Here is a 21921-nt window from a genome sequence, read left to right as displayed (position 1 = left end):
CGGTATCTCATCGAATCGCCATGCTCTTACGAAAGGCATGTTTATGCGGCAGAAATCCAGCCTTCTTCTGCTCTCCAGTGCGGCGCTTGCAACTGTTCTCCTGTTTGGAACGGTAGCCAATGCGGCGACGGCGGAAGTGAAGCCAGCGGTGAAAGACACGGTGACGTTCGGCCCTGGCAACGTGAAGACGTTTTCCGGTGCATTTCTGGCCGCACGGACAGCCGACGTCGACCACGACTACGACACTGCGATCGCGCTCTACCGCAAGGCGCTGGCTTTCGATGCCGCCAACCTGGAAATCCGCGAGCGGCTGATGATCTCGCTGTTGCTCAACGGCGATTTCGACCAGGGCCTCGCTGAAGCCAACGCGCTCAAGGACGACAAGGCCGTCGAGCGGATCACCAAGATCGTCCGCGGCCTCGATGCCCTGCGCGCCAAGAAGTTCGATACCGCCAAGAAGGTTCTTGCCTACGAAGGCCCGAACGATCTCGACCGGCTGACCCACCAGCTTCTTTCCGCCTGGGCGGATGTCGGCGCCGGCAAGGGCAAGCAGGCGATGGCCGGCATCAACAACCTCAAGGGACCGGCCTGGTACAAGGTATTCACCGATTACCATCTCGGCGCCATGGCGCTGGTGACCGGCGATATCGGCACGGCGCGGCAGCACCTCAATACCGCCGTCACCAACAAGGAAGCCGTCGCCACCGCGCCGGACACCTTTATGCGCGCGGTTATGGCGCTTGCGCGTCTCGAAGCTGCTGCCGGCAACAAGCAGAAGGCGCTGGACGCGATCTCCGTCGGTGACGGCATGGTCTCCAACTATGCGCCGCTGAAGGCCCTGCGCCAGAGCATCGAGAAAGGCCAGAAGCCCGAACAGCAGGTGAGTAATGCCGCAGAAGGCGCAGCCAGTGTCCTGTTTTCGATCGGCGGGGCGCTGAACCGCCAGGGCGCCGAGGACATGGTCTCGCTCTACCTGCAGATTTCCCATGCGCTCGACCCCAAGAGCGCCGACACGCTGATCCTGCTCGGCGGCATCGCTGAAAAGCTCAAGCAGCCGGAGCGCGCCATCAAGTTTTATGCCAGCGTCCCCGCCGATTCGCCGATGCGCCGCATTTCCGAGCTGCAGCTCGGCGTGACGCTTTCCGATACCGGCAAGGTGAACGAGGCCAAGCAGCACCTGAAGTCGCTGATCGATTCCGATCCGTCCGACATCCGTAGCTACATCGCCTATGGCAGCGTGCTTTCCGATGCCAAGGACTACAAGACCATGGCGGAGACCTACGACAAGGCTGCCGAGGTCATCGGGCCTGTGCCGAAGCCCGGCGACTGGACGATCTTCTTCCAGCGCGGCATCGCCTACGAGCGGCTCAAGAACTGGGCGAAGGCCGAGCCGAACTTCCGCAAGGCGCTCGAGCTCAACCCGGAACAGCCGCAGGTCCTCAACTATCTCGGCTATTCGCTGGTCGACATGAACAAGAACCTCGACGAAGGTCTCGACATGATCAAGCGGGCCGTCGATGCACGACCGGATGACGGGTATATCGTCGACTCGCTCGGCTGGGCCTATTTCCGGATGAGCAAGTTCGACGATGCCGTGACCGAGCTGGAACGTGCGGTGCAGCTGCGTGCCGGCGATTCGACGATCAACGACCATCTCGGCGATTCCTACTGGCGCGTCGGGCGCAAGCTCGAGGCCGTCTACCAGTGGAACCGGGCTCTGATCTCGGAAGGCGAGGACATCAACCGCGAGCAGATCAAGGAGAAGATCGAGAAGGGCCTGGCGCCGCTCGATCCGAACGCCACGACTGCCGACCGCAGCCCGACGGAGCCCGTGGCACCTGCCCCGCCGGCGCCTGCCAATCCCGACAAGAAATCCTGACGCGCATGTTCCTGGACAATCCGTCATCCGACAAATGGCTCGCCGACAAGGCGGGCCTCTTCGAACTGGCGCCCGCCAAGATCAATCTCGCGCTGCACGTGACCGGCCAGCGGGCCGACGGTTATCATCGGCTCGAAAGCATCGTGACTTTTGCGGACACCGGGGACCGGCTGTGCTTTAGCGAGACGGAGGCCGACGATTTTTCCGTTTCCGGCCGGTTCGCCTCGCTGCTGCCGGCCTCGCCGGAAGGCAAGAGGGGCAATCTCGTGCTGAAAGCGCGCGATCTCCTGCGCACGGCGCTGGAGGATAAAGGCGTTTTGGCGCCGCCGGTTGCCATCCATCTCGAAAAGAACCTGCCGGTCGCAGCCGGTATCGGCGGTGGTTCGGCTGATGCGGCAGCTGCCCTGCGCGGCCTGATGCGCTTCTGGAACGCCAGCCTGCCGGACGGGGAACTGGCAGCGCTCGGGCTTTCGCTCGGCGCCGATGTGCCGATGTGTCTGAAGAGCGAGGCGCTGATGGCCAGGGGGATAGGCGAGGAACTGACCGCGCTTCCCGACCTGCCCTCGCTGTCGCTGGTGCTCGGCAATCCGCTCGTCGGCGTCTCGACCCCCGATATCTTCCTGCGCCTGACGCAGAAGGAAAACGCGGCGATCGGGCCCTTCGACAGCGACTGGATCGGCTTCCTGAAAACCCTGCGCAACGATCTTGAACCGCCGGCGCGATCGCTGGTGCGCGAGATCGACCAGATCTCCAGCCTGATCGGCGCGGAGGGCACCATGCTGACGCGGATGTCCGGTTCCGGCGCCACCTGTTTCGGGATATTTCCTTCCTTCGAAGCGGCGGAAAAGGCGATGGAAAGCCTTAACGGCCAGAAGCCGGAATGGTATTTTCAGGCGGTGAGGACCGTTGGACAGGTGCCAGAGAAAACCCAATGAACCGGATCGACGAAACCCGTTCCTTCATCCCCGTCGGCATCGCCGTGCTGACAGTCTCCGACACGCGCACGGCGGCCGACGACAAGTCCGGCGACACGCTGGTGGCGCGGATCACTGAAGCCGGCCACGAGTTGAAGGCGCGGGCGATCGTGACGGACGACAAGGACCGCATTGCCGGCCAGGTGCGGGAATGGACGCTCGATCCCGATATCGACGTGGTGATTACCACGGGCGGCACGGGCTTTACCGGCCGGGACGTGACACCGGAGGCGCTGGAGCCGCTGTTCGAAAAGCGCATGGACGGCTTTTCGGAAGTGTTCCACCGCATTTCCTACGACAAGATCGGCACCTCGACGATCCAGTCGCGGGCGACCGGCGGCGTGGCCAACGCCACTTTCATCTTCGTGCTGCCGGGTTCGCCCGGCGCCTGTAAGGATGCCTGGGACGGTATCTTGAAGGCGCAGCTCGACTACCGCCACATGCCCTGCAATTTCATCGAGATCATGCCGCGGCTCGACGAGCACCTGAAGCGCGGCGGCAAGTAGCCGCTACCTGACGGCCGCTGCCACCCAGGCCGGAATAATCTCGCTGGCGAGCTTCGACACCTTCTGGCCGCGTGCCAGCGCTTCCAGGTCCATCCCCGATTTTGCGAGCGCGATCGCCTGCCGCTTCGGCAGCAGCATGCCGTATTCCAACGGCGGCACGGCGCGGCCGATGCGCTTGAAGAACGGCCGCCGATAGTTGCGCGCCGGCGCGAAGCGGGCCGGCTGCTTGTTCAGCGCGATATATTCCATCACCTCGTCGATCCACCCAGCCTGCAGCCGGGCGCCGGGTTCGACCAGCAACAACCATTCTCCACGGGCGCCGCGCAAAATATCCTTGATATCCCAATGGCCGTAAAAACGGCAGCCGGCCGCATCGGCGACGCGGGAGGAACCGTCCCGTGAACCGTGATCGAGCACCACGACATCGCTCACAAGTCCCTCTACCGCCGCGGAAACGAGCACCGAGAGCGTCTGCGCCAGCTCGGATTCCTGATCGCGGCATTCCATGATGACAGTCAGCATTCCTGACATGTAACGCATTGCCACAAGGAACGCCAGAAACGCCGGCCTTCAATTTTGTTCTTGCAATGTTCTCATTTCCGCGCTAGGAATTTAATCATCAGGAACGGGGAATTTCCCCTTCAGGAGCTAACCCATGAACGAGCTGCATCAGTTGCGGCAGGACGCTTTCGCGCCTGCCCATACGGCCGATATTGCCGATGCGTTGGTCAAATCCTCCGGTCTTCGGGTGGAGATCGACCGGCGTCGCGGGCGCGGCGCGGGGCTCAACCCGAGCGGCCGTTTCGAGGAAGAGCGCCGCGAGGCATTCGACGACGGCTGGCAGACCCTGGAGGAGCTCGAACCGTTCAGGACCGAGGTCCAGGTGGAAAAGCCGCGCACCGCGATCACCCGCAACGAATCTCCGGACCTTTCCTTCGATCGCTCGATCAATCCCTATCGCGGCTGCGAGCATGGCTGCATCTATTGCTTCGCCAGGCCGACGCACAGTTTCATGGGGCTTTCGCCGGGCCTCGATTTCGAGGCGAAGCTGTTCGCCAAGCCTGACGTGCCGAAACTGCTCGAACGGGAGCTGAGCCGCCCGGACTACAAGGTGCGGGCAATCGCGATCGGCACCAATACCGACCCCTACCAGCCGATCGAGCGGGAATGGCGGATCATGCGGCAGATCCTCGAAGTGCTGCAGAAGGCCAACCACCCCGTCGCGATCGTTACCAAGTCGGCGCTGATCACCCGCGACATCGACATCCTTGCCGACATGGCTTCGAAAGGGCTCGCGAAGGTCGGGATTTCGGTCACCACCCTCGACCGCAAGCTTGCCCGCACCATGGAGCCGCGCGCCTCGACCCCTCCCAAGCGCCTCACTGCCATCAAGGCGTTGACCGATGCCGGTATTCCGACTGCGGTCATGGTGGCACCCGTCATTCCGGCGCTCAACGACCATGAGATCGAGCGGATCCTCGACGCCGGCCATGCGGCGGGGGCGACGGAAGCGACCTACGTACTCCTGCGCCTGCCGCTGGAGGTGAGCCCCCTCTTCCGCGACTGGCTGCTGCAGAATTATCCGGATCGCTATCGGCATGTGATGTCGCTCGTCCGCTCGATGCGCGGCGGCAAGGATTACGACGCCGAATGGGGAAAGCGGATGAAGGGTGCCGGTCCCTATGCATGGCAGATCGGCCGGCGTTTCGAGATGGCGACCAAGCGGCTCGGCATGGTCCGGCGCGGCCTGCCGTTGCGCGACGACATTTTCCTCCGCCCCGACGGCGGTGGTATCCAACTCTCGCTGCTCTGACCGGGCCCTGGCCCGGTTAAATTGCTAATTCCAATTTTCGACGCGGACCCGCCCTGTCCCCCGCGTCGGAAAATACCCCGGTTCCACCGCCGCCCCTCGGTGGATAGCGACGCCGCAATCGCTTGGCCGGGGGTTGCAGGAGGTCGGGACGACGTGCGAGGTTGCCGCCATGTTACCTCGCACGTCGCCCGATTCTCCGATGCTTTTCGAAGATGTTCCGCTGGTTCCGGATTTCAGTCTGGAGCTTGTGGCACGCCAGGCCGGCCATTGGCCGGTCGCAGGCACCGACGAGGCGGGACGCGGGCCGCTGGCAGGCCCGGTCGTGGCCGCCGCCGTCATCCTCGACCCCGACAATATCCCGGACGGCCTCAACGATTCCAAACAGCTCACCGCAGCCCAGCGGGAAATTCTGTTCGAGGCGATCATGGCGACGGCCGAAGTGTCGATCGCCGCGTCCGGCCCACGCCATATCGACGAGCGCAACATCCTGCGCGCCAGCCTCGACGCCATGCGCCGCGCGGTGGCGGGGCTTGCCGTGACGCCGGCCTATGTGCTCGCCGACGGCCGCGACGTGCCGCAGGGGCTCTGCTGCCCCGGCAAGGCGGTCATCAAGGGCGATGCCCGCTCCGTGTCGATCGCCGCCGCCTCGATCATCGCAAAAGTCACCCGCGACCGGATGATGACCCGCGCGCATCTGGTCTTCCCCGGCTACGGTTTTGCCAACCACGTCGGTTATGGGACGCCCCAGCACCGCGCCGGCATCGAGACGCATGGCCCCTGTTCCCTGCACCGGATGAGCTTTCGGCCGCTTAAAAAGGATGATCTGCCGGAAAGCTGACCGGTAGAAATCCACGGCCCGTCCGGCGAAGCGCTTAGCTCGTCGGTATCGTCTTGAGCATGCTCGGCCGCACGGATACCCGCTCCCACCAGGACATCAGGCCGGAATGCTTGCCCAGCAGGTCGTTTGCGACGGGCGACTTCATGAAATAGTCGATCATCGGCGCCAGATGAAGGTCCGCCAGGCTGATCCCATCCCCGCAGAGCCACGCAGAGTTCTGCGACAGGTCGGCAAGGGCCTTCAGGCAGGTCGGCGCCCTTTCGAGCGCAGCATCCAGGCGGGCGGCATCCGTATCCCTGCCGCTGGCGGGTTTGGAAACCTGCTCGACATAAATGCCCCACACGAGTGTCGGGTAGACATAGCTGTCCGCAATGCCAATCATCTGGTTCATGCGCGCGCGAATGCGAGCGGTGGGCGGCTGCAACGCGGGACCATTAAATGCCTCGTCCACATAGCGCGTGATCGCTCCGGTCTCGTAGAGCTTAAAGTCGCCATCTTCAAACGCGGGGATACGCCCGAAGGGGTGGCGTTCGAGGTATGACATTGGCGGACCACCTGTCGCAAAGACATCGACCGGGACCAGTTCGTGGTCCACGCCCTTCTCCAGGAGTACGAGGCGGGCCGTCCGCACATAAACGCTGTAGTCCGCGCCGAACAATCGTGGCTTGCGCATGACGCTCTCCGTAGGAATCCTCTATTTTCCAAAACAAAAAAAGCCGGGGTTTTCGCCCCGGCTTCTGGAAGTCTTGTGGTGACTGAAATCAGTTCAGTCGTGACTGCACCTTGCCGACGGCGTCCTGGAAGAGCGTGTCCTGGGTGGACGCGTCGGCCTTGCGGGCGATGACGCTCTGGGCAGCGGCGATGGCGAGATCGACGGCGGCGGCACGGACTGCACCGATCGCTTCGGCTTCCGCCTGCTTGATCTTCTGCTCGGAAAGCGCGTTGCGGCGAGTGACGAATTCGTCGGTCTTCTGGCGAGCTTCCTCGGTCAGGGCCGCGGCCTCACGCTCGGCGACAGCCACGATCTGGGCTGCTTCCGCTTCGGCTTCCTTGCGCTTGCGCTGGTATTCGGCGAGCAGGGTCTGCGCTTCTTCGCGCAGGCGCTTGGCTTCGTCGAGTTCCTTGCCGATGTTGGCGGCGCGCTCGTCGAGCGACTTCGCCATCATGCCCGGCACTTTCAGGTAAACGATCAGGGCCAGGAAGATGACGAGAGCGACAAGTGCGAAAAATGTTGCATCCAATGTCATTGGATCAGGCCTCCGTCTTCGCGGCTGCAACTGCAGCCTTGATGTCGTCGCCGCTTGCCTTGGCGCCGATCAGCTGATCGACGATGGCGGTGGCGGTCTCTTCGGCGATCTGGCCAACCTCTGCGAAAGCTTTTGCCTTGATTTCACCGATGCGGGTTTCGGCAGCGGCCAGCTTCTCGGTCAGTTCGGCCTCGATCGCGGTGCGGTCGGCGGCGGCCTTGGTCTTGGCGGCCTCGCGAGCGGTTTCGGCGATCTTGTGGCCCTTGGAACGTGCAGCAGCCAGTTCCTTTTCATAGGTCTCGACGGCAGCGTCCGCTTCCGCCTTCAGGCGGGCGGCCTCGTCGAGGTCCTGGGCGATCCGGTCGTGGCGGTGTTCGAGAATGCCGCCGACGCGCGGAACGATGACCTTCTTCATCAGCAGGTAGAAGAGGCCGAAGCTGATGACCAGCCACAGAAGCTGCGAAGCGAAATAGGTGGAATCCAGGGGCGGGAACGCACCCTTGTGTTCGCCGCCGTGGGCAACGCCGGTTTCGGTATGCACTTCGCCAGCGGGCGCAGCAGGCGTATTTGGAGCGGCCGGCGCGGTCTGCGCATATGCCGAGGTCACGAACATCATCACCTCCAGGTGAATTCCAAATGCGAAAGACCACGGCCGCCCTGTTCAGGCGGCCGCGATCCGAATTCCTGGCCTAGATATCAGACCACGAACAGGAGAAGGAGAGCGACGAGCAGCGAGAAGATGCCCAGAGCTTCCGTAACGGCGAAGCCGAATACCAGACGGCCGAACTGGCTGTCAGCGGCAGACGGGTTGCGCAGTGCGCCCGACAAGTAGCTGCCGAAGATGTTGCCGAGGCCAAGAGCCGTACCGGCCATACCAAAGCAAGCCAGGCCTGCACCGATGAACTTTGCTGCTTCCGCTTCCATGAGAAACTCCTTCGAAATGGTTGTTGCGGCTGTAGACTGACGCCTATGACGCCAATGTCTTTATCCTTAGTGCCCGCCGGGATGGACCGCGTCGTTGAGGTACATGCAAGTGAGCACCGCAAAGACGTAGGCCTGGAGGAAGGCGACGAGGAATTCGAGACCGGTCAGGGCGACGGTCATGATGAGGGGCAGGATGGCACCACCGATGCCGAGTGCGCCGAGCGCTCCGAGCGAGCCGACGAAGCCCGCGAACACTTTCAGCGTGATATGGCCGGCCAGCATGTTGGCGAACAGACGAACGGAGAGCGAAATCGGACGCGAGAGAAACGAGATCACTTCGATCGCCACGACCAGCGGCAGCAATGCCCCCGGGACGCCGCTCGGCACGAAGAGCTTGAGGAAATGCAGGCCGTGCTTGTAAAAGCCGTAGACGATGACCGTGCCGACCACGAGAATCGCCAGCGCGAAGGTGACGATGATCTGGCTGGTGACCGTGAAGAAATAGGGGAACATGCCGAGCAGGTTTGCGGTCAGCACGAACATGAACAGCGAAAAGACCAGCGGGAAGAACTTCATGCCATGGCTGCCAGCGCCTTCGCGCAGCATGTTGGCGATGAATTCATAGGACATTTCCGCAACCGACTGCGCGCGGCCCGGGACGACCGAGCGCTGCGAGGTGGAGAAATAGAGGAAACCTGCGGCGCAGGCCACGGTCGCAACCATGAACAGGGATGCATTGGTAAAGGAGAAGTCGATGCCGCCGATTTCGATCGGAACGATCTTGCTGATCTGGAACTGATGGATCGGATCGTTTGCCACCGTCTACCTCTTTCATTCGCCGCTTTGAGCGGCTCCCTTCACTTCGCCGGAAACGCCCTTCTTAAAGGCCGCCTTCCTTTCCGTCTCCGTCACTGCGCTTCTGCAGGGCAGGCGGCTGAGCCACCTTTCCCACCGAGCGAAGCACGTTCAAGACACCGGCACAGAAGCCGAGGAGGAGAAGAATGATCATCCCCCACGGCGACGTGCCGACATAATAATCGAGCGCATAGCCCAGAATCGCGCCTACTGCGATCGCGGAGATGAACTCGGAGGAAATCTTGAAGCCGAGGGCCATGCCCTTTCGGCTTTCTTCAGATTGCGCGTCCCGCCTCGCCTCTGCGTCGTCTTCGGCCTTCCTTTCCGCAAGTTTTGCGGAAAGACGCCGCCGGCGCTCTTCCAGACCATCGTCGCGGTGATCCGTCATGTGCGTCCTCCCCTATTTCTGCTCCCGGCACAACCGGTTTTATGCTTTCCAACAGCAAAAAAGTGCAGTTGGCGGGGGATTTCGCGCCGTCCGGCCCGTTTTCAAGTCGCGCGCAACATAGTTTTGCCCGCCCCCATAGTCAAGGCGTCCAAGGTTCTTCGATTGAGGTAAATTAATCGAGCAAATTCAACCGGTTAAAACGAGTACAACCGGAGTCGGGTAAAACTGTCGCGGGAATCGCCGCCCGTTGAAGCGACGGGAACCGGCTCAGCTCCAGCCGCCGCCATAAGTGCGGTAGAAGACGTGCAGGCCGATGCGGCCGACCTTCTTCATCGTGCGCGCCCAGTCGGGACGAACATAGACGGCATGATAATGGGTGGCTGAACCGACTTCCGGAAACCAGATCTTGCCGGCGGTCACCGCCATGGCCACTTCGCGTGCCATCTTCCAATGATATTCGGAGCGGATGCGGTCCTTGATATTGTCGCAGGCAAAGGAAAACTGGCAGCGGTTGCGCCAGTCCTCGTTCTGGTAGACGACGTCGCAGATCGTATCCGGATAGGCCGGATTGCGAACGCGGTTCAGGATGACCTGGGCGACTGCCGCCTGGCCGCGGACGGATTCGCCGCGCGCCTCGAAATAGATGCCGGAGGCGAGGCACTGCTGCTCGCGCGCCGAAAAGGAGGCCGGCGGCAACGGCGTCGCAGCCCAGGCGTGATCGTCGAGACCGATCGGCGGAATGAAGCGGCCGGTGCTCGGCTTTTCCGTGAGGATCGCATCGAAGGGCGATTCCTTGGCGAAATCCTGCGCCGCCGGCGCATAGGCGGTCGCCAGCACATCGGCCTGATTGTTGTTGATGAGGCTCGCGATCATCGGCATCAGATCGTCTTCCGGCTTCGGCTCGTCCTTCTTGCGGAAATAGAAGGCGGCGAGTTCGACGGGCTTCTCGCTCTTGCCGGCCTTGGCAAACCTGGTCAGCTCATCGCGCGCGTCGAGCGGCAAGGTCAGCCCACTCGAACGCTGCAGCACGGAGCCTGCGGAAAAGGCCTTGGGCGGCTGCATGCGTTCGACGGTGACGATACGGCCCTTCTTGGCGGCGCGGTTGACGCGGTCTTCATCGGGGCGCGGATCAGAGGATTTCTTTTCGTCGACGAGCGCGATCTTGCGGCCGTCCGGGAGTTCGAGACCGGCATTGCCGGAGACCGCGTTCTTCAGACCGGGAAATGCCAGCGACGCCTGATGGATGGAGCCCGCCGGCGAATCGGTCAGCACCATGCGCCATTGTTCGGCGCCGTCGAAGCCGGTCAGGAGATCGGCGAGATCGCCATGAGCCGGGGCGGACGGAAAGATCAGCCAGCAGGCAAGGCCGAAGACGGCCGGGGAAGTCCATCCACTCAGTCCGGATGAGGACTTGCGACGCAAAACGCTATTCGAACGCAAAACCTTAAAACTCCACAGGGCAACAAGAACCCGATGAAGATCAATCATTAACCTTGATGAGCGGTTAACGCCGGCTGCCGAAACGCCCGGCAACCGGCTTGAATGAGCACATTCACATCAATGTCAGCGAAGGGCGTCCCAATGGCGCATCTCAGATGATGACATGCGAGCCGAGCTCGACGACGCGGTTGGCCGGCAGGTGGAAATAGTCGGACGGGTCGGTCGCGGTGTTGGCCATGGCGATGAACAGCCGGTCCTGCCACATGGGCATGCCGGACGCGGCATCAGGCACCAGCTTGCGGCGGCCCAGATAGAAGGAGGTCGACATGATGTCGAACTTGAAGCCCGTCTTGCGCAGATAAGCGAGCGCCTGCGAGACATTGTGCGACTGCATGAAGCCGAAGCGCAGTTCGATCAGCGTGAAACGCTCCGAGACCTTCTCGATCTTGAACCGCTCCTCGAGCGACACGCGGGGCTTGTTGACCGTGATGATGGTCAGCACCACGTTCTTTTCGTGCAGGACGTGGTTGTGCTTGATGTTGTGCAGCAGTGCTGCGGGCGCGGTTTCCGGATCGCTGGTCAGGAAGATCGCCACGCCGGGCACCGAGACCGGCGCATGATCGCTCTTCTTTTCGACCATCGGAATGAAGGTTTCGAGCGGCACGTCGATGCGGCGGGTCTTTTCGAAGAGGATCGCGGTACCGCGCTTCCAGGTCCACATAACGATGGTGAAGATGATCGCCATCATGACCGGGACCCAGCCGCCGTCGTGGACCTTCAAGAGGTTGGCGCCGAGGAAGACCAGTTCCAGGGCAAGCAGCGGAGCCAGGACGCAGATCGCAAAAGTCTGCGGCCATTTCCACTTCACGCGCACGAATTCGAAGGCCATCAGCGTGGTGACGACCATGGCGCCGGTCACCGAGATACCGTAGGCGGTGGCAAGCGATTCGGAACTTCCGAAGCCCAGGACCAGCGCGATCACACCGACCAGAAGCAGGGTGTTGACCCCCGGCAGGAAGATCTGCCCGGTATTGGTCTCGGAGGTGATCAGGATCTGCATGCGCGGCAGGTAACCGAGATGGATCCCCTGGCGGACCAGCGAGAAGGCACCGGTGATCACCGCCTGGCTGGCGATGATGGTGGCTGCGGTCGCGAGAATGACCACCGGCAGCAGCGCCCATTGCGGAAACATCAGGTAGAACGGATCGGACATCGCTTCCGGATGCTTGAGCACCAGAGCGCCCTGCCCCAGATAGTTCAACGTCAGCGCCGGGAAGACGAGCGTGAACCAAGCCCACTGGATAGGACGGCGGCCGAAATGGCCAAGGTCCGCATAAAGCGCTTCGGCACCGGTGACCGTCAGGAAAACGGCGCCGAGGACGACGATGCCGACGAAACTCTCGTTCAGCATGAATTCGACCGCATAGACCGGATTGAAGGACGCCAGGATGCTGTAGTCGTCCGATATATGGGCGACGCCGCCGGCGCCCATGACGATGAACCAGACGGCGGTGATCGGCCCGAAGAAGCGCGATACGAGGCCGGTTCCCTTCGACTGGATGGCGAAAAGACCAATCAGGATACCGACCGAGATCGGTACCACGGCGCTGCTCATCGACGGCGCCACCAGCTTCAGACCCTCGACGGCGGACAGGACCGACAGCGCCGGCGTAATCATCGCATCGCCCAGGAAAAGTGCGGCGCCGATGAGGCCGAGCAGCATCAACACTGCCCTGTGGCCATTGGCAGACTTGGTCAGAAGTGCAAGGAGCGAGAGCGTGCCGCCTTCGCCGTCGTTGTCGGCGCGCAGCAGGAAAAGCACGTATTTGAACGTGACGATGATCGTCAGCGTCCAGATCATCAGCGAAATGAGGCCGATGATCTCGAGTTCCGTGACGCCGTCGTGGGCGATCGGCTTCAGAGCCTCGCGGAATGCATAGAGCGGGCTCGTACCGATGTCGCCGTAGACGACGCCGACGGAGCCGAGTGCGAGCGCAAAAAGGCCTTGGACCTTCGTCTTCTCGGCGTCGTGATGTTCAGCGGGGTGACCCATGGGGGATGTCCGGCTTAAAGCCAGCCTTTCCAGCGAAAGAAGAAAAAGGGGATGATGGCGGACAGGAGCATCGCGAGGATCGCGAGCGGATATCCGATATGCCACTCGAGTTCCGGCATGAATTGAAAGTTCATGCCGTAGATCGAGGCAACGAGTGTCGGAGGCAGGAACACGACCGACGCGATGGAGAATATCTTGATGATGGCGTTCTGCTCGACATTGATCAGCCCGAGCGAGGCATCCAGCAGAAAGGCGATGTTGCCGGCGATGTAGGAGGCATGCTCCGAAAGCGAGTCGACATCCCGCGCAACGGTGCGGCAGAGGTTGTCGTCGCTCTTGTCCTGGCTGATCAAGGGCACGTTCATGAGAAAGGTCAGCAACCGGGCGAGCGAACCGAGGCTGTCGCGCACCTTGCTGATCAGCCGGTGGTATTCGGCGATATCGGCCAGCTTGCGTTCCAGGAACTTCGGCGGGCGGCGCTTGCCTCGGTCGCGGAAGATTTCCGTCGACAGCGCATCGACGTGATCGACCGTCTGCTCAAGAATTTCGGCGGTGCGATCGGCGATGGTTTCCAGAAGTTTTGCCAGCAAAGTGGCGCCATCGCGCCCCGGTTCCGGCAGGCGGCTCAAGCTGGCGATGAACAGCTGGAAGCTTTTCGGCTCGGCATAGCGCACGGTGATCAGCCGGCTGCCGGAGAGGATGAAGGCGACGTCGGTGAGCTGCGGATCCTTGCCATCGGCGCGCCAGACGAGCGACGCTGTCATGAACACTGAGCCCTTCTCTACATAAAGCCGGCTCGAAGGTTCGATGTCCTTCAGGTCGTCACGGGTCGGAACCTGAATTCCGAGGAGACCCTCGACATAGGCGTCCTCCTGCGGAGTCGGTTCGACCAGATCGATCCAGACGATGTCGTCGGCAAGCTGTCGCAACGCGTCGGCCGGCGCAAGCGTCTTCATCGAGCCAGTGGCGCTATAGGCATTGATCAATCGTGGTCTCCGGCCGAACGTCGTCGGCCCTGAACGAGAAGCGGGCTTGCCGGCCCCTGGTTTAGGGACCGCCAGCCGGCCATCAGCGGGACGGGCCTATAGAGACAGCCATAGTCAAAATCAAGAGCCGTATAAACCTCCTAGTGGGCGCCGCAACATGACTCCCGCGCCGAATATGTTCAAGGGGGCTTCGGCAACAAGGTGATTCGCGACCTACATCAAAGCCTTGACCGGGAACGGCCGCCAAAGTGACTGCCCATCGGCGCGAGGGAGGTATTCCGAAATGGTGAGGAACATATATGCGAATTCTTATTCGAAAACGATTGCAGGCGCCGGTCGGGGAGTAAGGCCACCGAGCTCGGCCCAGACCCTGGCAGCAATCTCGCGGTAGATTTTCGCCGAGGCTCCTTCGGGATCGGAGGCGACGACGGGCGTGCCCGCATCGGACCGTTCGCGGATGTCGATCGTCAGCGGAACCTCGCCGAGGAACGGCACGCCGATCCGTTCCGCCTCGCTTCTCGCGCCGCCATGGCCGAAGATGTCATAACGCTTGCCGGTATCGGGAGCGAGGAAATAGCTCATGTTCTCGACAATGCCGAGCAGCGGCACTTCGACCTTGCGGAACATGGCGATCCCCTTGCGCGCGTCGAGAAGCGCCAGGTCCTGCGGCGTCGAAACGATCACCGCGCCGGCCAGCGGCACCTGCTGGGCCATAGTGAGCTGCACGTCGCCGGTACCCGGCGGCATGTCGACGACGAGCACGTCGAGGTCGCCCCATGCGACTTCGCGCAGCATCTGCAGCAGTGCTGACTGGACCATCGGCCCGCGCCAGATCATCGCCGTCTCCTCATCGACGAGGAAACCCATCGACATGGCCTTCAGGCCGTAATTCTCCATCGGCTTGATGATGCGGTTTTCGATCTGCTGTGGACGGCCGGTAATCTTCAGGAGCCGCGGCACCGACGGCCCGTAGATATCGGCATCGAGAATGCCGACCCGCAGGCCGTTCGCCTGGAGCCCGAGCGCGAGATTGACCGCCGTCGTCGACTTGCCGACGCCGCCCTTGCCGGATGCCACGGCGATGATGGCGCCGACGCCTGGCACACCAGGCTTTTCCCGCTGCGGCGGCTGGCCCGGCTGCTGGCCCGGTTGCTGGCCTTGGGGCGGATGGCTGTGCCCGTGACCATGGGCGTGCCCGTGCGAATGCGGATGAGCAGCCGGTGCGGCAGGCTGCGGGCGCGGAGGCGGAGCGGAACCGGCCTTGCGGTCCGCCGTCAGCGTCACCAGCGCGCCCTTGACGCCCGGCATCGCCTTGACGGTACGTTCCGCTGCCACGCGCAGCGGTTCCAGTTCGTTCGCCCGCGCTGCCGGGACTGTAATCGAGAAATAGACCTTGTTGTCGGAGATGAAGACGTCCGAGACCATGCCGCGCGAGACGATATCGCCTTCGAGGTCCGGCCCGCGCACCTTGGCGAGAACCGCCAGCACTTCCTCTTTCGTCACGTCGGCCATGATTTCAAACTCCCGAATGCCTGATGCGATACCGATCCCTCAAAACGGGACGCTGCGTTCGCAGATATATAGGAGTTCGGCATTGCCAGGGGCAAGCAAGATAAACCGCCGTTCGATCGGCAGCCATGTGGCGCACTGATCGAACGGCAGCTTTTCTTGTCACGCCTCTTGGGGCGCTTGCAGTCCCCTCTGGACCTGCCCCTACAGAAGCACGAAACATGCCAGACGGGAAGATACTTCCTATTGATGAGCTTTTTCAACCACTTCTGGCCGAGAGCCCTGCTGCGGCGCAACATCCCTTGATGGAAGTGGCATTTCGTGACCGGTCAATGCTTGAGCAGTGGTGAAATTTTGTGCGCCGCAGCATTTTATTGGCTACTTGATCAAACCGATTCTGAGCGCCTTGGCGACCGCCTGGGTGCGGTTCACCGTATCCAGCTTCTTGGCCGCACGGTTCAGGTAGTGATTGACCGTGTGTTCGGAGAGGCCGAGGATCTCTGCGATTTCCGCGCTGGTCTTGCCGGCGGCCGTCCAGTTGAGGCAGTCGATCTCGCGGTCGGTGAGCACGTCCGTGGTGCGCACATCGAGGTTGCGGATCTCCGCCAGGCGCTCGAAGACGTGGATGGAGATGTACATCAACTCCATCATCTGCTGGTGCGTGAACGGCAGGCCATCGCCTGCGAAAGAAACGGCGCCGCGGCTGCCGGACATGTCATGGACCGGGAAATAAGCGCCTCGGACGAGACCGAACCTCCCGAACATGCCGCGGATGGCCGGTCCTTGCCGCTCGGGCGGCACCGTATCGAGATCGAAGGTGAACGGGATCGTGGAGGCGCGCAGCCGCCGAAGTACGGGGCTGGTCTGCATCATGCCTTCGCGGTCGAAAAGAGACAGCAGTTCCGCGGGCCAGTTGGTAATGACCGTGTTGTTGGACAGTTCGAGCGAGGTGGCGTGGGGCAGGTTGAGAACCATGAACGTGCGGCAACCATAATGCTCGGTTACCCGCTTCATGAACCGGAACACGTCGAACTGTGTCTTGAGATCCGCGATTTCTCCGACACTTCCGCCAAAGACACGAGCTTCTTCTGCTTTCTCGGTATTGGCCATCATCTGCTTCTCTGTCCGCCGGCTGGCGTCGAGCGATTCCTGGTGTTTCCCATACATCCGCCCAATCCGGTCCTTTATATTCGCATTGCCCGCCTCCGACCCGTGGAACGGAAAAGGCTCTCCGGATTTGCCCGGATAGCTCCCGCCGAACGTGCCTGCGTGGTGGAGGCTGCTATTTCAGATTTTAATTAGATGCTAAATTTGTGGCTATTATCAATTCCGAATAATCACGACATCAATTATCAACTTTCGACAATGATGACATCTACTCGGATTTGCAAACCTTTTGCATGCCTCCAGCCGTTTGTCAGGAGATAATTGTTGGGGATCAAATCACCTATGCGGGGAGTTTGCCGACTCTCTCCCGTCGATGATACTAATCGATTACCTCGGTATGCAATTGGAGATTTCACATGGCGACCACACACGCTTTCGAAGGCCGCGTCCTTTCCTCCTCTCTGTGCCAACTTGGAGAAGGCCCCTCCTTCGAATCGGAAACGGAGACGCTCTGGTGGTTCGACATTCTCGGCAAGGGATTGCACGAATTGCATCTGCCGACCGGGCGGGAGATCGTTCATGCATTGCCGGTGATGGGCAGCGCGCTTGCCTCGATCGACGCCGCCCGACAGATGATCGCGAGCGACAAGGGGATGTTCATCCGTGACCGCGCGACCGGCGCGCTGTCCCCCTATCTCGAACTGGAGCCGGAAAAGCCGGGCAACCGTTCGAACGACGGAAGGGTCCATCCCTCCGGCAGCCTCTGGATCGGAACGATGGGACGAAAAGCCGAGGACGGCGCCGGCGCTATCTATCATGTCCGTCAGGGTGAGGTGACGAAGCTGTTCGACCGCATCAGCATCCCCAACTCGATCTGCTTCTCGCCCGACGGGGCGATCGGTTATTATGCAGACACTCGTGTCAACCGGCTGATGCGCGTATCCCTCGACCCGGCGACAGGTTTGCCGAACGGCGAAGCCGAGCTCCTGGTCGACGAGAACGGCAGGCCCGGCGGCATAGACGGGTCGATCTGCGCCAGCGACGGGACGATCTGGAACGCCCGCTGGGGCCAGGGTGCCATCGATCATTATTCGGCTGACGGCCGGCATCTGTCGCGTCACCTGGTGCCGGCAAAACAGACCACCTGCCCCGCCTTCATCGGCAAGGACCGGTTGGCCGTAACTTCGGCGCGGGAGGGACTGGACGAGGCCGCTCGCGCCGCCGACCCCTTTGCCGGCTCGCTGTTCGAAATCACCGTTTCCATCCAATGCGATCCGGAGCCAGCCTATCGCCTCTAAAGGACGCAAAGAGCGCTTCAAACAAGCAAAACGCGAAAAAGTTCCCGCTCAAACGCCTAAAATTTCAGCAATCTTAGCCGGAACCAATCCGTCCTCATAACATTTTCCTCTCGAACCAGCGCGGCCGGAGAGCTCCGTAACGGAGGGCCGCGTGTTCAGAGATAATCTTGAGCAGAGGAAGGTAGGTTCGTTATGAAGAAGACCCTTAGCACGATGGCAGCCGTTGTTCTTTTGGCGTCCACCGCCATTGCACCGGCATATGCCCAGACCCAGCCGACGTCGCCGGCCTCCCCGGCTCCGGCAACCCCTGCCGCTCCGACAGATTCGGCTGCAAAACCGGCTGACAGCGCCGCAACGCCGGCTCCGAAGACCGGCACCGACACGGCCGCCGCTTCCGGCGGCTACCTGACCGAACAGGCTGAAAACCAGATCAGCGCCAACGACTATATCGGCAAGTCGGTCTACAACGCGGAAAACAAGAGCATCGGCGACGTCAACGACCTCATTCTTGAAGAAAGCGGCGGCCTCGTTGCAGCCGTGGTCGGCGTCGGCGGCTTCCTCGGCATCGGTGAGAAGGAAATCGCTCTGCCGATGGACAAGATCACCATGACGCGTGATGCGGAAAACAACAACGAAGTCCGTCTGACCACCACGGAAACGGCAGAAGCCCTTCAGACCGCTCCGGAATTCAAGAGCCTGGCAGACAAGCAGGCAGAAACCGACCGGACGACCACGTCCTCCACCGGCACCTCGATGCCTGCAGGCGGCGCTACTAACCCGTCGACGACACCGGCTGCCCCGAGCAAATAAACGCTCGATCAGTCAAGGGTCCGGAACGGGTGACACGTCGTCACCACGAAACGGGGCGGTACCGCAGGTGCCGCCTCTTTTTTGCAGGTGCTGAGTGCAAACCAGGCCTCGCTCAAGCCCGTTCGATGGTCATGAAGTCGCGGTAGTGTTCCTGGAGGTAGCGCAGGGTGACAGCGCTGTCAGCCGGTCTGCCGTAATAATAGCCCTGTCCCATCGCGCAGCCGAGTTCGTTGAGCTTGTCCGCATCGGCCTTTTCCTCGATGCCTTCCGCGACCACAGCCAGGTTGAGCCCGTCGCACATGGCGATGATCGCCTTGACGATGTGTTCCGACGCGCGGTCAGTGGTGATGCGCGAGACGAACGCGCGGTCGATTTTCACCTTGTCGAAGGTGAAGTCCCGCAGCCGCCCGAGGCTCGACTGGCCCGTGCCGAAATCGTCGAGCGAGATGCGCACGCCTTGCTGGCGCAGGTCGGTAATGATGCGCTGCGCCGTATCGGCCGAGGTCATCACCGCCGTTTCGGTAATTTCCAGTTCCAGGCGATGAGGATCGAGGCCGACGCGTGCCAGGGTCGCGAGGATGGTCTCGGTCGTGCCGGGGTCCATCAGCTGTGCTGAAGAGAGGTTGAAGGAGAGGAAAAGCTCGCGCGGCCAGGAGAGTGCAGCCTCGGCAGCCTTGTGCAGTAACGTTTCAGAAAGTGCGTCAATAAAACCGCGCTCTTCGGCAAGGGGCACAAAAACCGCGGGCGAGACGAAGCCGAGATCGGCATCGATCCAGCGCGCCAACGCCTCGAAACCGACCACTGCGCCATCGCTGATGCGAACGATCGGCTGAAAGTGGACATCCACGGCATCGGCGATGATGGCGTTGCGAAGCGCCTGTTCCAGCTGTGTCGCCCGCTTCATCTCCTGGGCGATTTCGCGGGAGTAGACCGTGATCTGTCCCCGGCCGCGGCGTTTCGAGCGGTAGAGCGCGGTTTCTGCGCTTTTCAGCAGTTCCTCGAAATCCGCGCCGGCGAAGGGATAGATCGCAAAGCCGAAGGAGGCCGATAGCCGGACGTTGCGGTCGCCGAGATCGTAGGGGGCGGACAGGACGTCCTTGATCATCTGGCCGATACGTTCGGCGCCGACGCGTTCAAAGACAAGAGGCAGGATGAAGGCAAACTCGTCACCGTCATGGCGGGTAACGGTCGCGCCGTCCGGAATGCAGGCTTTCAGGCGATGAGCGACCTGGCAGAGGATCTCGTCGCCCGCTTCGGCGCCGAACAGATCGTTGATCGGCTTGAAGCCGTCGAGATTGGCAATGCAGATGGTAAAGGGTGCAGGATCCTGGGCCCGCTCGGCAGCCAGCAGGCGCACCTTGTCACGCAGACGGTATCGATTTCCAAGTCCCGTCAGGGCGTCACTGTAGGCCATTGCCTGCAGTTCATTCTGGCTGACCTGCGGCAATGGGTTTCCCGCCGACTTCATGAATAATCCCGTTGCGCTTCACAGACCGGCGCAGGATGCGGGAAAAAGATTAAAAAATGATGGCCCGGGCTTAACTTACATGAACGGATTGATTAATCGGTTAAGCATACGACTGCTTTGCGGATATCCCGAGAAATGTCTGGAAAACGGCTTCCAGCGCCTCGGGGCTAATCGGCTTGAGGATCACCTCGTTCATGCCGGAGGCGAAACATTGGTCGCGATCGCGTTCGAAGGCCTGGGGAAGGACGCCGATGATCGGGATGGAGTTGTCGATCGTCTCCAGGTTCCGGATGCGCACGCTCGCATCGAACCCACTGAGCTTCGGAAGGGTGATATCCATCAGGATCAGCCGCGGCGACCGCTCCTGCCAGAGCCGGACCGCTTCTTCGCCATCGGCGGCGATCGCATAACGATAACCCAGGCCCTCGAGGATCTGGGAGAAGACGATCTGGTTCACTTCGTTGTCTTCGGCAACCAGAATGTCGATGCCGGCGCTTTCGCCGGCTTGCGAGGCAATCCAGGCGTCTTCGTCGCGCGCAGTCTCGTTTGCGGCAGGCTGGCTGAACTGGCGAGTGACGCCGGCGGCCAGTTCCCGCTTCACCCGGACCCCATTAATCGCCAAGGCGGGAATGCGGTGCCGCTGGACGATTTCAAGGCAAGCCTTGTCCGCCAGCGTGTCCACGACGACGAGATCGATTGCGATGCTGGCTTCCTTTGCGAGTTGTAGGAAGAGCTCCAGTTCCTCACCGTCTGAAACGGAAGAGGTGTCGAACCCCAGATCATCGAGAATTTCCAGCGCCTCGGCGCTCGTCCTCGGATCGGAGGAGGCGACAAGAACCTTGCGGTTGGAGAGATGGGTCGTGTCGGGCGCAACCGCCGCCTTCACTGGCACGTCGCGCTCCTGCCGAGCCAGCGAAGTGGCGATCAATCCGCCCCGACTCATGCGCGGCTTGATCTCCTCGCCGTCTTCATCGGTCGCGACCAGTCCGGTAATGTCTTCCATGGCGGTGACCAGGTAATAACGCCCCGGCTTCCCGATACGGTATTTGTTGGCGATGATGACGACCTGCGAGCCGTCCGGCCGGATCACCAGTTCGGACATCTGCTGGGGCTCGCCAAGATCGAGGACCCCGCGATTGATGCGGTCCAGGCGCTGCTCCACTTGCGGCGGATGAACATCGGACCCCTTGTGACCGAGAATTGCTTCGGGCGGCAGATCGAGGAAGCGCGCGGCCATCTTGTTGACGGCGACGAAGGTCAGGCTGCTGTCCTTGACGGTAATCGGGAACGGCAGGTTGTCGAGCACCTCTTCGGTGATCTGCACCCGTTCCATGTCGGCGCGCCACTGTTCCTCGCGCTTCTTGTGATCGGAGATATCCCTGACGACGCAGACGCCGTAACCGGACGACAGGCGGCGCTTGGTGAAGCTCACCCAGCGGTCGGTGCCGCGGCGTTCCTGCGACTCGGCCCGTTCCTTCCAGAGCGTGGCGATCTGTTCGGCGATCCAGTCCTCACGGCTCAGCATCCGGCGCGGACCGGAAGCATCGGTCAGGAAGCGTCCGCCGCCATCGTAGACAGCCCCGAGGAAATCCCGAAGGCGCGTGCCGGGCGTCAGAAAGCTCTTCGGAACCGGCAGGAGAGTCAGCAATTGCTGGCTCGCAAAGACGATCAGGTCATTCTTGTCATAGACAAATACGCCGCCCGAAATGCCCTCGGAAATCACTTCGAGCATGACAGCTTGAATGTTTGCGTCCGCCGACGCCAAATCATTCATAGGATGGAACTCCCCGTATGCTTTTTCGGACCGGACAAAGGCCGGGCCGTAA

Annotated in this window: 21 protein-coding genes; 7 read left to right on the top strand and 14 right to left on the bottom strand. The window is 61.7% G+C overall.

Annotated features, from left to right (window positions below; genetic code table 11):
* Positions 1–43 precede the first annotated feature (43 nt).
* From ACSQ3G_RS01965 to moaB, 3 genes are read left to right on the top strand one after another with little or no spacing between them, the layout of a single operon-like run.
* Complete coding sequence (locus ACSQ3G_RS01965; protein ID WP_105439031.1) at positions 44–1879, top strand: tetratricopeptide repeat protein; 1836 nt, start codon at positions 44–46, stop codon at positions 1877–1879.
* Between the two features lie 5 nt (positions 1880–1884).
* Positions 1885–2814, top strand: coding sequence for a 4-(cytidine 5'-diphospho)-2-C-methyl-D-erythritol kinase (locus tag ACSQ3G_RS01960; RefSeq protein ID WP_436108846.1), 930 nt, complete (start codon positions 1885–1887; stop codon positions 2812–2814).
* Positions 2811–3359: a molybdenum cofactor biosynthesis protein B gene (gene moaB, locus ACSQ3G_RS01955; RefSeq protein WP_105418649.1), complete on the top strand. Its 549-nt coding sequence runs from the start codon at positions 2811–2813 to the stop codon at positions 3357–3359. The genes ACSQ3G_RS01960 and moaB overlap by 4 nt, the downstream gene beginning before the upstream one ends.
* A 3-nt stretch (positions 3360–3362) precedes the next feature.
* Here moaB and ACSQ3G_RS01950 read toward each other — a convergent pair whose 3' ends face one another.
* The gene (locus tag ACSQ3G_RS01950) at positions 3363–3881 is read right to left on the bottom strand and encodes a glycosyl transferase (RefSeq protein ID WP_046664605.1); all 519 of its coding nucleotides are present in this window, start codon (positions 3879–3881) and stop codon (positions 3363–3365) included.
* Between the two features lie 133 nt (positions 3882–4014).
* Here ACSQ3G_RS01950 and ACSQ3G_RS01945 point away from each other — a divergent pair, with 133 nt between their 5' ends.
* Both ACSQ3G_RS01945 and rnhB read left to right on the top strand, forming a co-directional pair.
* Positions 4015–5172: a PA0069 family radical SAM protein gene (locus ACSQ3G_RS01945; RefSeq protein ID WP_436108845.1), complete on the top strand. Its 1158-nt coding sequence runs from the start codon at positions 4015–4017 to the stop codon at positions 5170–5172.
* Between the two features lie 169 nt (positions 5173–5341).
* Positions 5342–6010 (top strand): ribonuclease HII, encoded by a 669-nt coding sequence (rnhB, locus tag ACSQ3G_RS01940; protein ID WP_436108844.1) that lies wholly within the window; start codon positions 5342–5344, stop codon positions 6008–6010.
* 34 nt (positions 6011–6044) lie between these two features.
* Here the strand turns inward: rnhB and ACSQ3G_RS01935 are convergent, their stop codons facing one another.
* From ACSQ3G_RS01935 to ACSQ3G_RS01885, 11 genes are all read right to left on the bottom strand, one after another.
* Positions 6045–6683, bottom strand: a complete 639-nt coding sequence (locus ACSQ3G_RS01935; RefSeq protein ID WP_436108843.1) for a glutathione S-transferase family protein — start codon at positions 6681–6683, stop codon at positions 6045–6047.
* 88 nt (positions 6684–6771) lie between these two features.
* On the bottom strand, positions 6772–7257 hold the full coding sequence (locus ACSQ3G_RS01930) for a F0F1 ATP synthase subunit B (protein WP_046631000.1): 486 nt from the start codon (positions 7255–7257) through the stop codon (positions 6772–6774).
* Positions 7258–7261: 4 nt separating this feature from the next.
* Positions 7262–7870: a F0F1 ATP synthase subunit B gene (locus tag ACSQ3G_RS01925; RefSeq protein ID WP_105418641.1), complete on the bottom strand. Its 609-nt coding sequence runs from the start codon at positions 7868–7870 to the stop codon at positions 7262–7264.
* A gap of 83 nt (positions 7871–7953) precedes the next feature.
* On the bottom strand, positions 7954–8181 hold the full coding sequence (locus tag ACSQ3G_RS01920; RefSeq protein WP_037087706.1) for a F0F1 ATP synthase subunit C: 228 nt from the start codon (positions 8179–8181) through the stop codon (positions 7954–7956).
* Positions 8182–8247: 66 nt separating this feature from the next.
* Positions 8248–9000 (bottom strand): F0F1 ATP synthase subunit A, encoded by a 753-nt coding sequence (locus ACSQ3G_RS01915; protein ID WP_046630996.1) that lies wholly within the window; start codon positions 8998–9000, stop codon positions 8248–8250.
* 61 nt (positions 9001–9061) lie between these two features.
* Entirely contained in the window at positions 9062–9424 is a 363-nt protein-coding gene (locus ACSQ3G_RS01910) for an AtpZ/AtpI family protein (protein WP_436108842.1), read from the bottom strand.
* 267 nt (positions 9425–9691) lie between these two features.
* On the bottom strand, positions 9692–10846 hold the full coding sequence (locus ACSQ3G_RS01905; protein ID WP_436108841.1) for a cell wall hydrolase: 1155 nt from the start codon (positions 10844–10846) through the stop codon (positions 9692–9694).
* A gap of 169 nt (positions 10847–11015) precedes the next feature.
* The gene (locus tag ACSQ3G_RS01900; protein WP_436108840.1) at positions 11016–12917 is read right to left on the bottom strand and encodes a potassium transporter Kup; all 1902 of its coding nucleotides are present in this window, start codon (positions 12915–12917) and stop codon (positions 11016–11018) included.
* Positions 12918–12931: 14 nt separating this feature from the next.
* Positions 12932–13903 (bottom strand): magnesium transporter CorA family protein, encoded by a 972-nt coding sequence (locus tag ACSQ3G_RS01895; protein ID WP_436108839.1) that lies wholly within the window; start codon positions 13901–13903, stop codon positions 12932–12934.
* Positions 13904–14212: 309 nt separating this feature from the next.
* Complete coding sequence (gene apbC / locus ACSQ3G_RS01890) at positions 14213–15415, bottom strand: iron-sulfur cluster carrier protein ApbC (RefSeq protein ID WP_436108838.1); 1203 nt, start codon at positions 15413–15415, stop codon at positions 14213–14215.
* Positions 15416–15790: 375 nt separating this feature from the next.
* Entirely contained in the window at positions 15791–16522 is a 732-nt protein-coding gene (locus ACSQ3G_RS01885) for a LuxR family transcriptional regulator (protein WP_436111651.1), read from the bottom strand.
* Positions 16523–16935: 413 nt separating this feature from the next.
* Between ACSQ3G_RS01885 and ACSQ3G_RS01880 the strand changes: the two genes are divergently transcribed.
* Positions 16936–17817 (top strand): SMP-30/gluconolactonase/LRE family protein, encoded by an 882-nt coding sequence (locus ACSQ3G_RS01880; protein ID WP_436108837.1) that lies wholly within the window; start codon positions 16936–16938, stop codon positions 17815–17817.
* Positions 17818–18009: 192 nt separating this feature from the next.
* Entirely contained in the window at positions 18010–18627 is a 618-nt protein-coding gene (locus tag ACSQ3G_RS01875) for a PRC-barrel domain-containing protein (protein ID WP_436108836.1), read from the top strand.
* A gap of 112 nt (positions 18628–18739) precedes the next feature.
* Here the strand turns inward: ACSQ3G_RS01875 and ACSQ3G_RS01870 are convergent, their stop codons facing one another.
* Positions 18740–20095 carry a putative bifunctional diguanylate cyclase/phosphodiesterase gene (locus ACSQ3G_RS01870; protein WP_105402064.1) on the bottom strand — a complete coding sequence of 452 codons (1356 nt, stop codon included), beginning with the start codon at positions 20093–20095 and terminating at the stop codon, positions 18740–18742.
* Positions 20096–20195: 100 nt separating this feature from the next.
* A complete protein-coding gene (locus ACSQ3G_RS01865) occupies positions 20196–21869 on the bottom strand; it encodes a response regulator (RefSeq protein WP_436108835.1) in 1674 nt (557 codons plus the stop codon).
* Between the last annotated feature and the right edge of the window lie 52 nt (positions 21870–21921).

Source organism: Neorhizobium tomejilense, assembly GCF_964254135.1.
Lineage (GTDB): Bacteria > Pseudomonadota > Alphaproteobacteria > Rhizobiales > Rhizobiaceae > Neorhizobium > Neorhizobium tomejilense.
Note: the sequence above shows the minus strand (reverse complement) of the source record. Positions and strands in the feature narration are given on the sequence as shown.

Excerpts from the sequence above, each read along its gene's own strand:
- ACSQ3G_RS01945 (WP_436108845.1), top strand. The coding sequence starts at position 4,015 with ATGAACGAGCTGCATCAGTTGCGGCAGGACGCTTTCGCGCCTGCCCAT.
- ACSQ3G_RS01900 (WP_436108840.1), bottom strand. The coding sequence starts at position 12,917 with ATGGGTCACCCCGCTGAACATCACGACGCCGAGAAGACGAAGGTCCAA.
- ACSQ3G_RS01910 (WP_436108842.1), bottom strand. The coding sequence starts at position 9,424 with ATGACGGATCACCGCGACGATGGTCTGGAAGAGCGCCGGCGGCGTCTT.
- ACSQ3G_RS01920 (WP_037087706.1), bottom strand. The coding sequence starts at position 8,181 with ATGGAAGCGGAAGCAGCAAAGTTCATCGGTGCAGGCCTGGCTTGCTTT.
- ACSQ3G_RS01880 (WP_436108837.1), top strand. The coding sequence starts at position 16,936 with ATGGCGACCACACACGCTTTCGAAGGCCGCGTCCTTTCCTCCTCTCTG.
- moaB (WP_105418649.1), top strand. The coding sequence starts at position 2,811 with ATGAACCGGATCGACGAAACCCGTTCCTTCATCCCCGTCGGCATCGCC.
- rnhB (WP_436108844.1), top strand. The coding sequence starts at position 5,342 with ATGTTACCTCGCACGTCGCCCGATTCTCCGATGCTTTTCGAAGATGTT.
- ACSQ3G_RS01935 (WP_436108843.1), bottom strand. The coding sequence starts at position 6,683 with ATGCGCAAGCCACGATTGTTCGGCGCGGACTACAGCGTTTATGTGCGG.
- ACSQ3G_RS01950 (WP_046664605.1), bottom strand. The coding sequence starts at position 3,881 with ATGCTGACTGTCATCATGGAATGCCGCGATCAGGAATCCGAGCTGGCG.
- ACSQ3G_RS01870 (WP_105402064.1), bottom strand. The coding sequence starts at position 20,095 with ATGAAGTCGGCGGGAAACCCATTGCCGCAGGTCAGCCAGAATGAACTG.
- ACSQ3G_RS01960 (WP_436108846.1), top strand. The coding sequence starts at position 1,885 with ATGTTCCTGGACAATCCGTCATCCGACAAATGGCTCGCCGACAAGGCG.
- ACSQ3G_RS01885 (WP_436111651.1), bottom strand. The coding sequence starts at position 16,522 with ATGGCCAATACCGAGAAAGCAGAAGAAGCTCGTGTCTTTGGCGGAAGT.
- ACSQ3G_RS01930 (WP_046631000.1), bottom strand. The coding sequence starts at position 7,257 with ATGACATTGGATGCAACATTTTTCGCACTTGTCGCTCTCGTCATCTTC.
- ACSQ3G_RS01865 (WP_436108835.1), bottom strand. The coding sequence starts at position 21,869 with ATGAATGATTTGGCGTCGGCGGACGCAAACATTCAAGCTGTCATGCTC.
- apbC (WP_436108838.1), bottom strand. The coding sequence starts at position 15,415 with ATGGCCGACGTGACGAAAGAGGAAGTGCTGGCGGTTCTCGCCAAGGTG.
- ACSQ3G_RS01965 (WP_105439031.1), top strand. The coding sequence starts at position 44 with ATGCGGCAGAAATCCAGCCTTCTTCTGCTCTCCAGTGCGGCGCTTGCA.
- ACSQ3G_RS01875 (WP_436108836.1), top strand. The coding sequence starts at position 18,010 with ATGAAGAAGACCCTTAGCACGATGGCAGCCGTTGTTCTTTTGGCGTCC.
- ACSQ3G_RS01925 (WP_105418641.1), bottom strand. The coding sequence starts at position 7,870 with ATGTTCGTGACCTCGGCATATGCGCAGACCGCGCCGGCCGCTCCAAAT.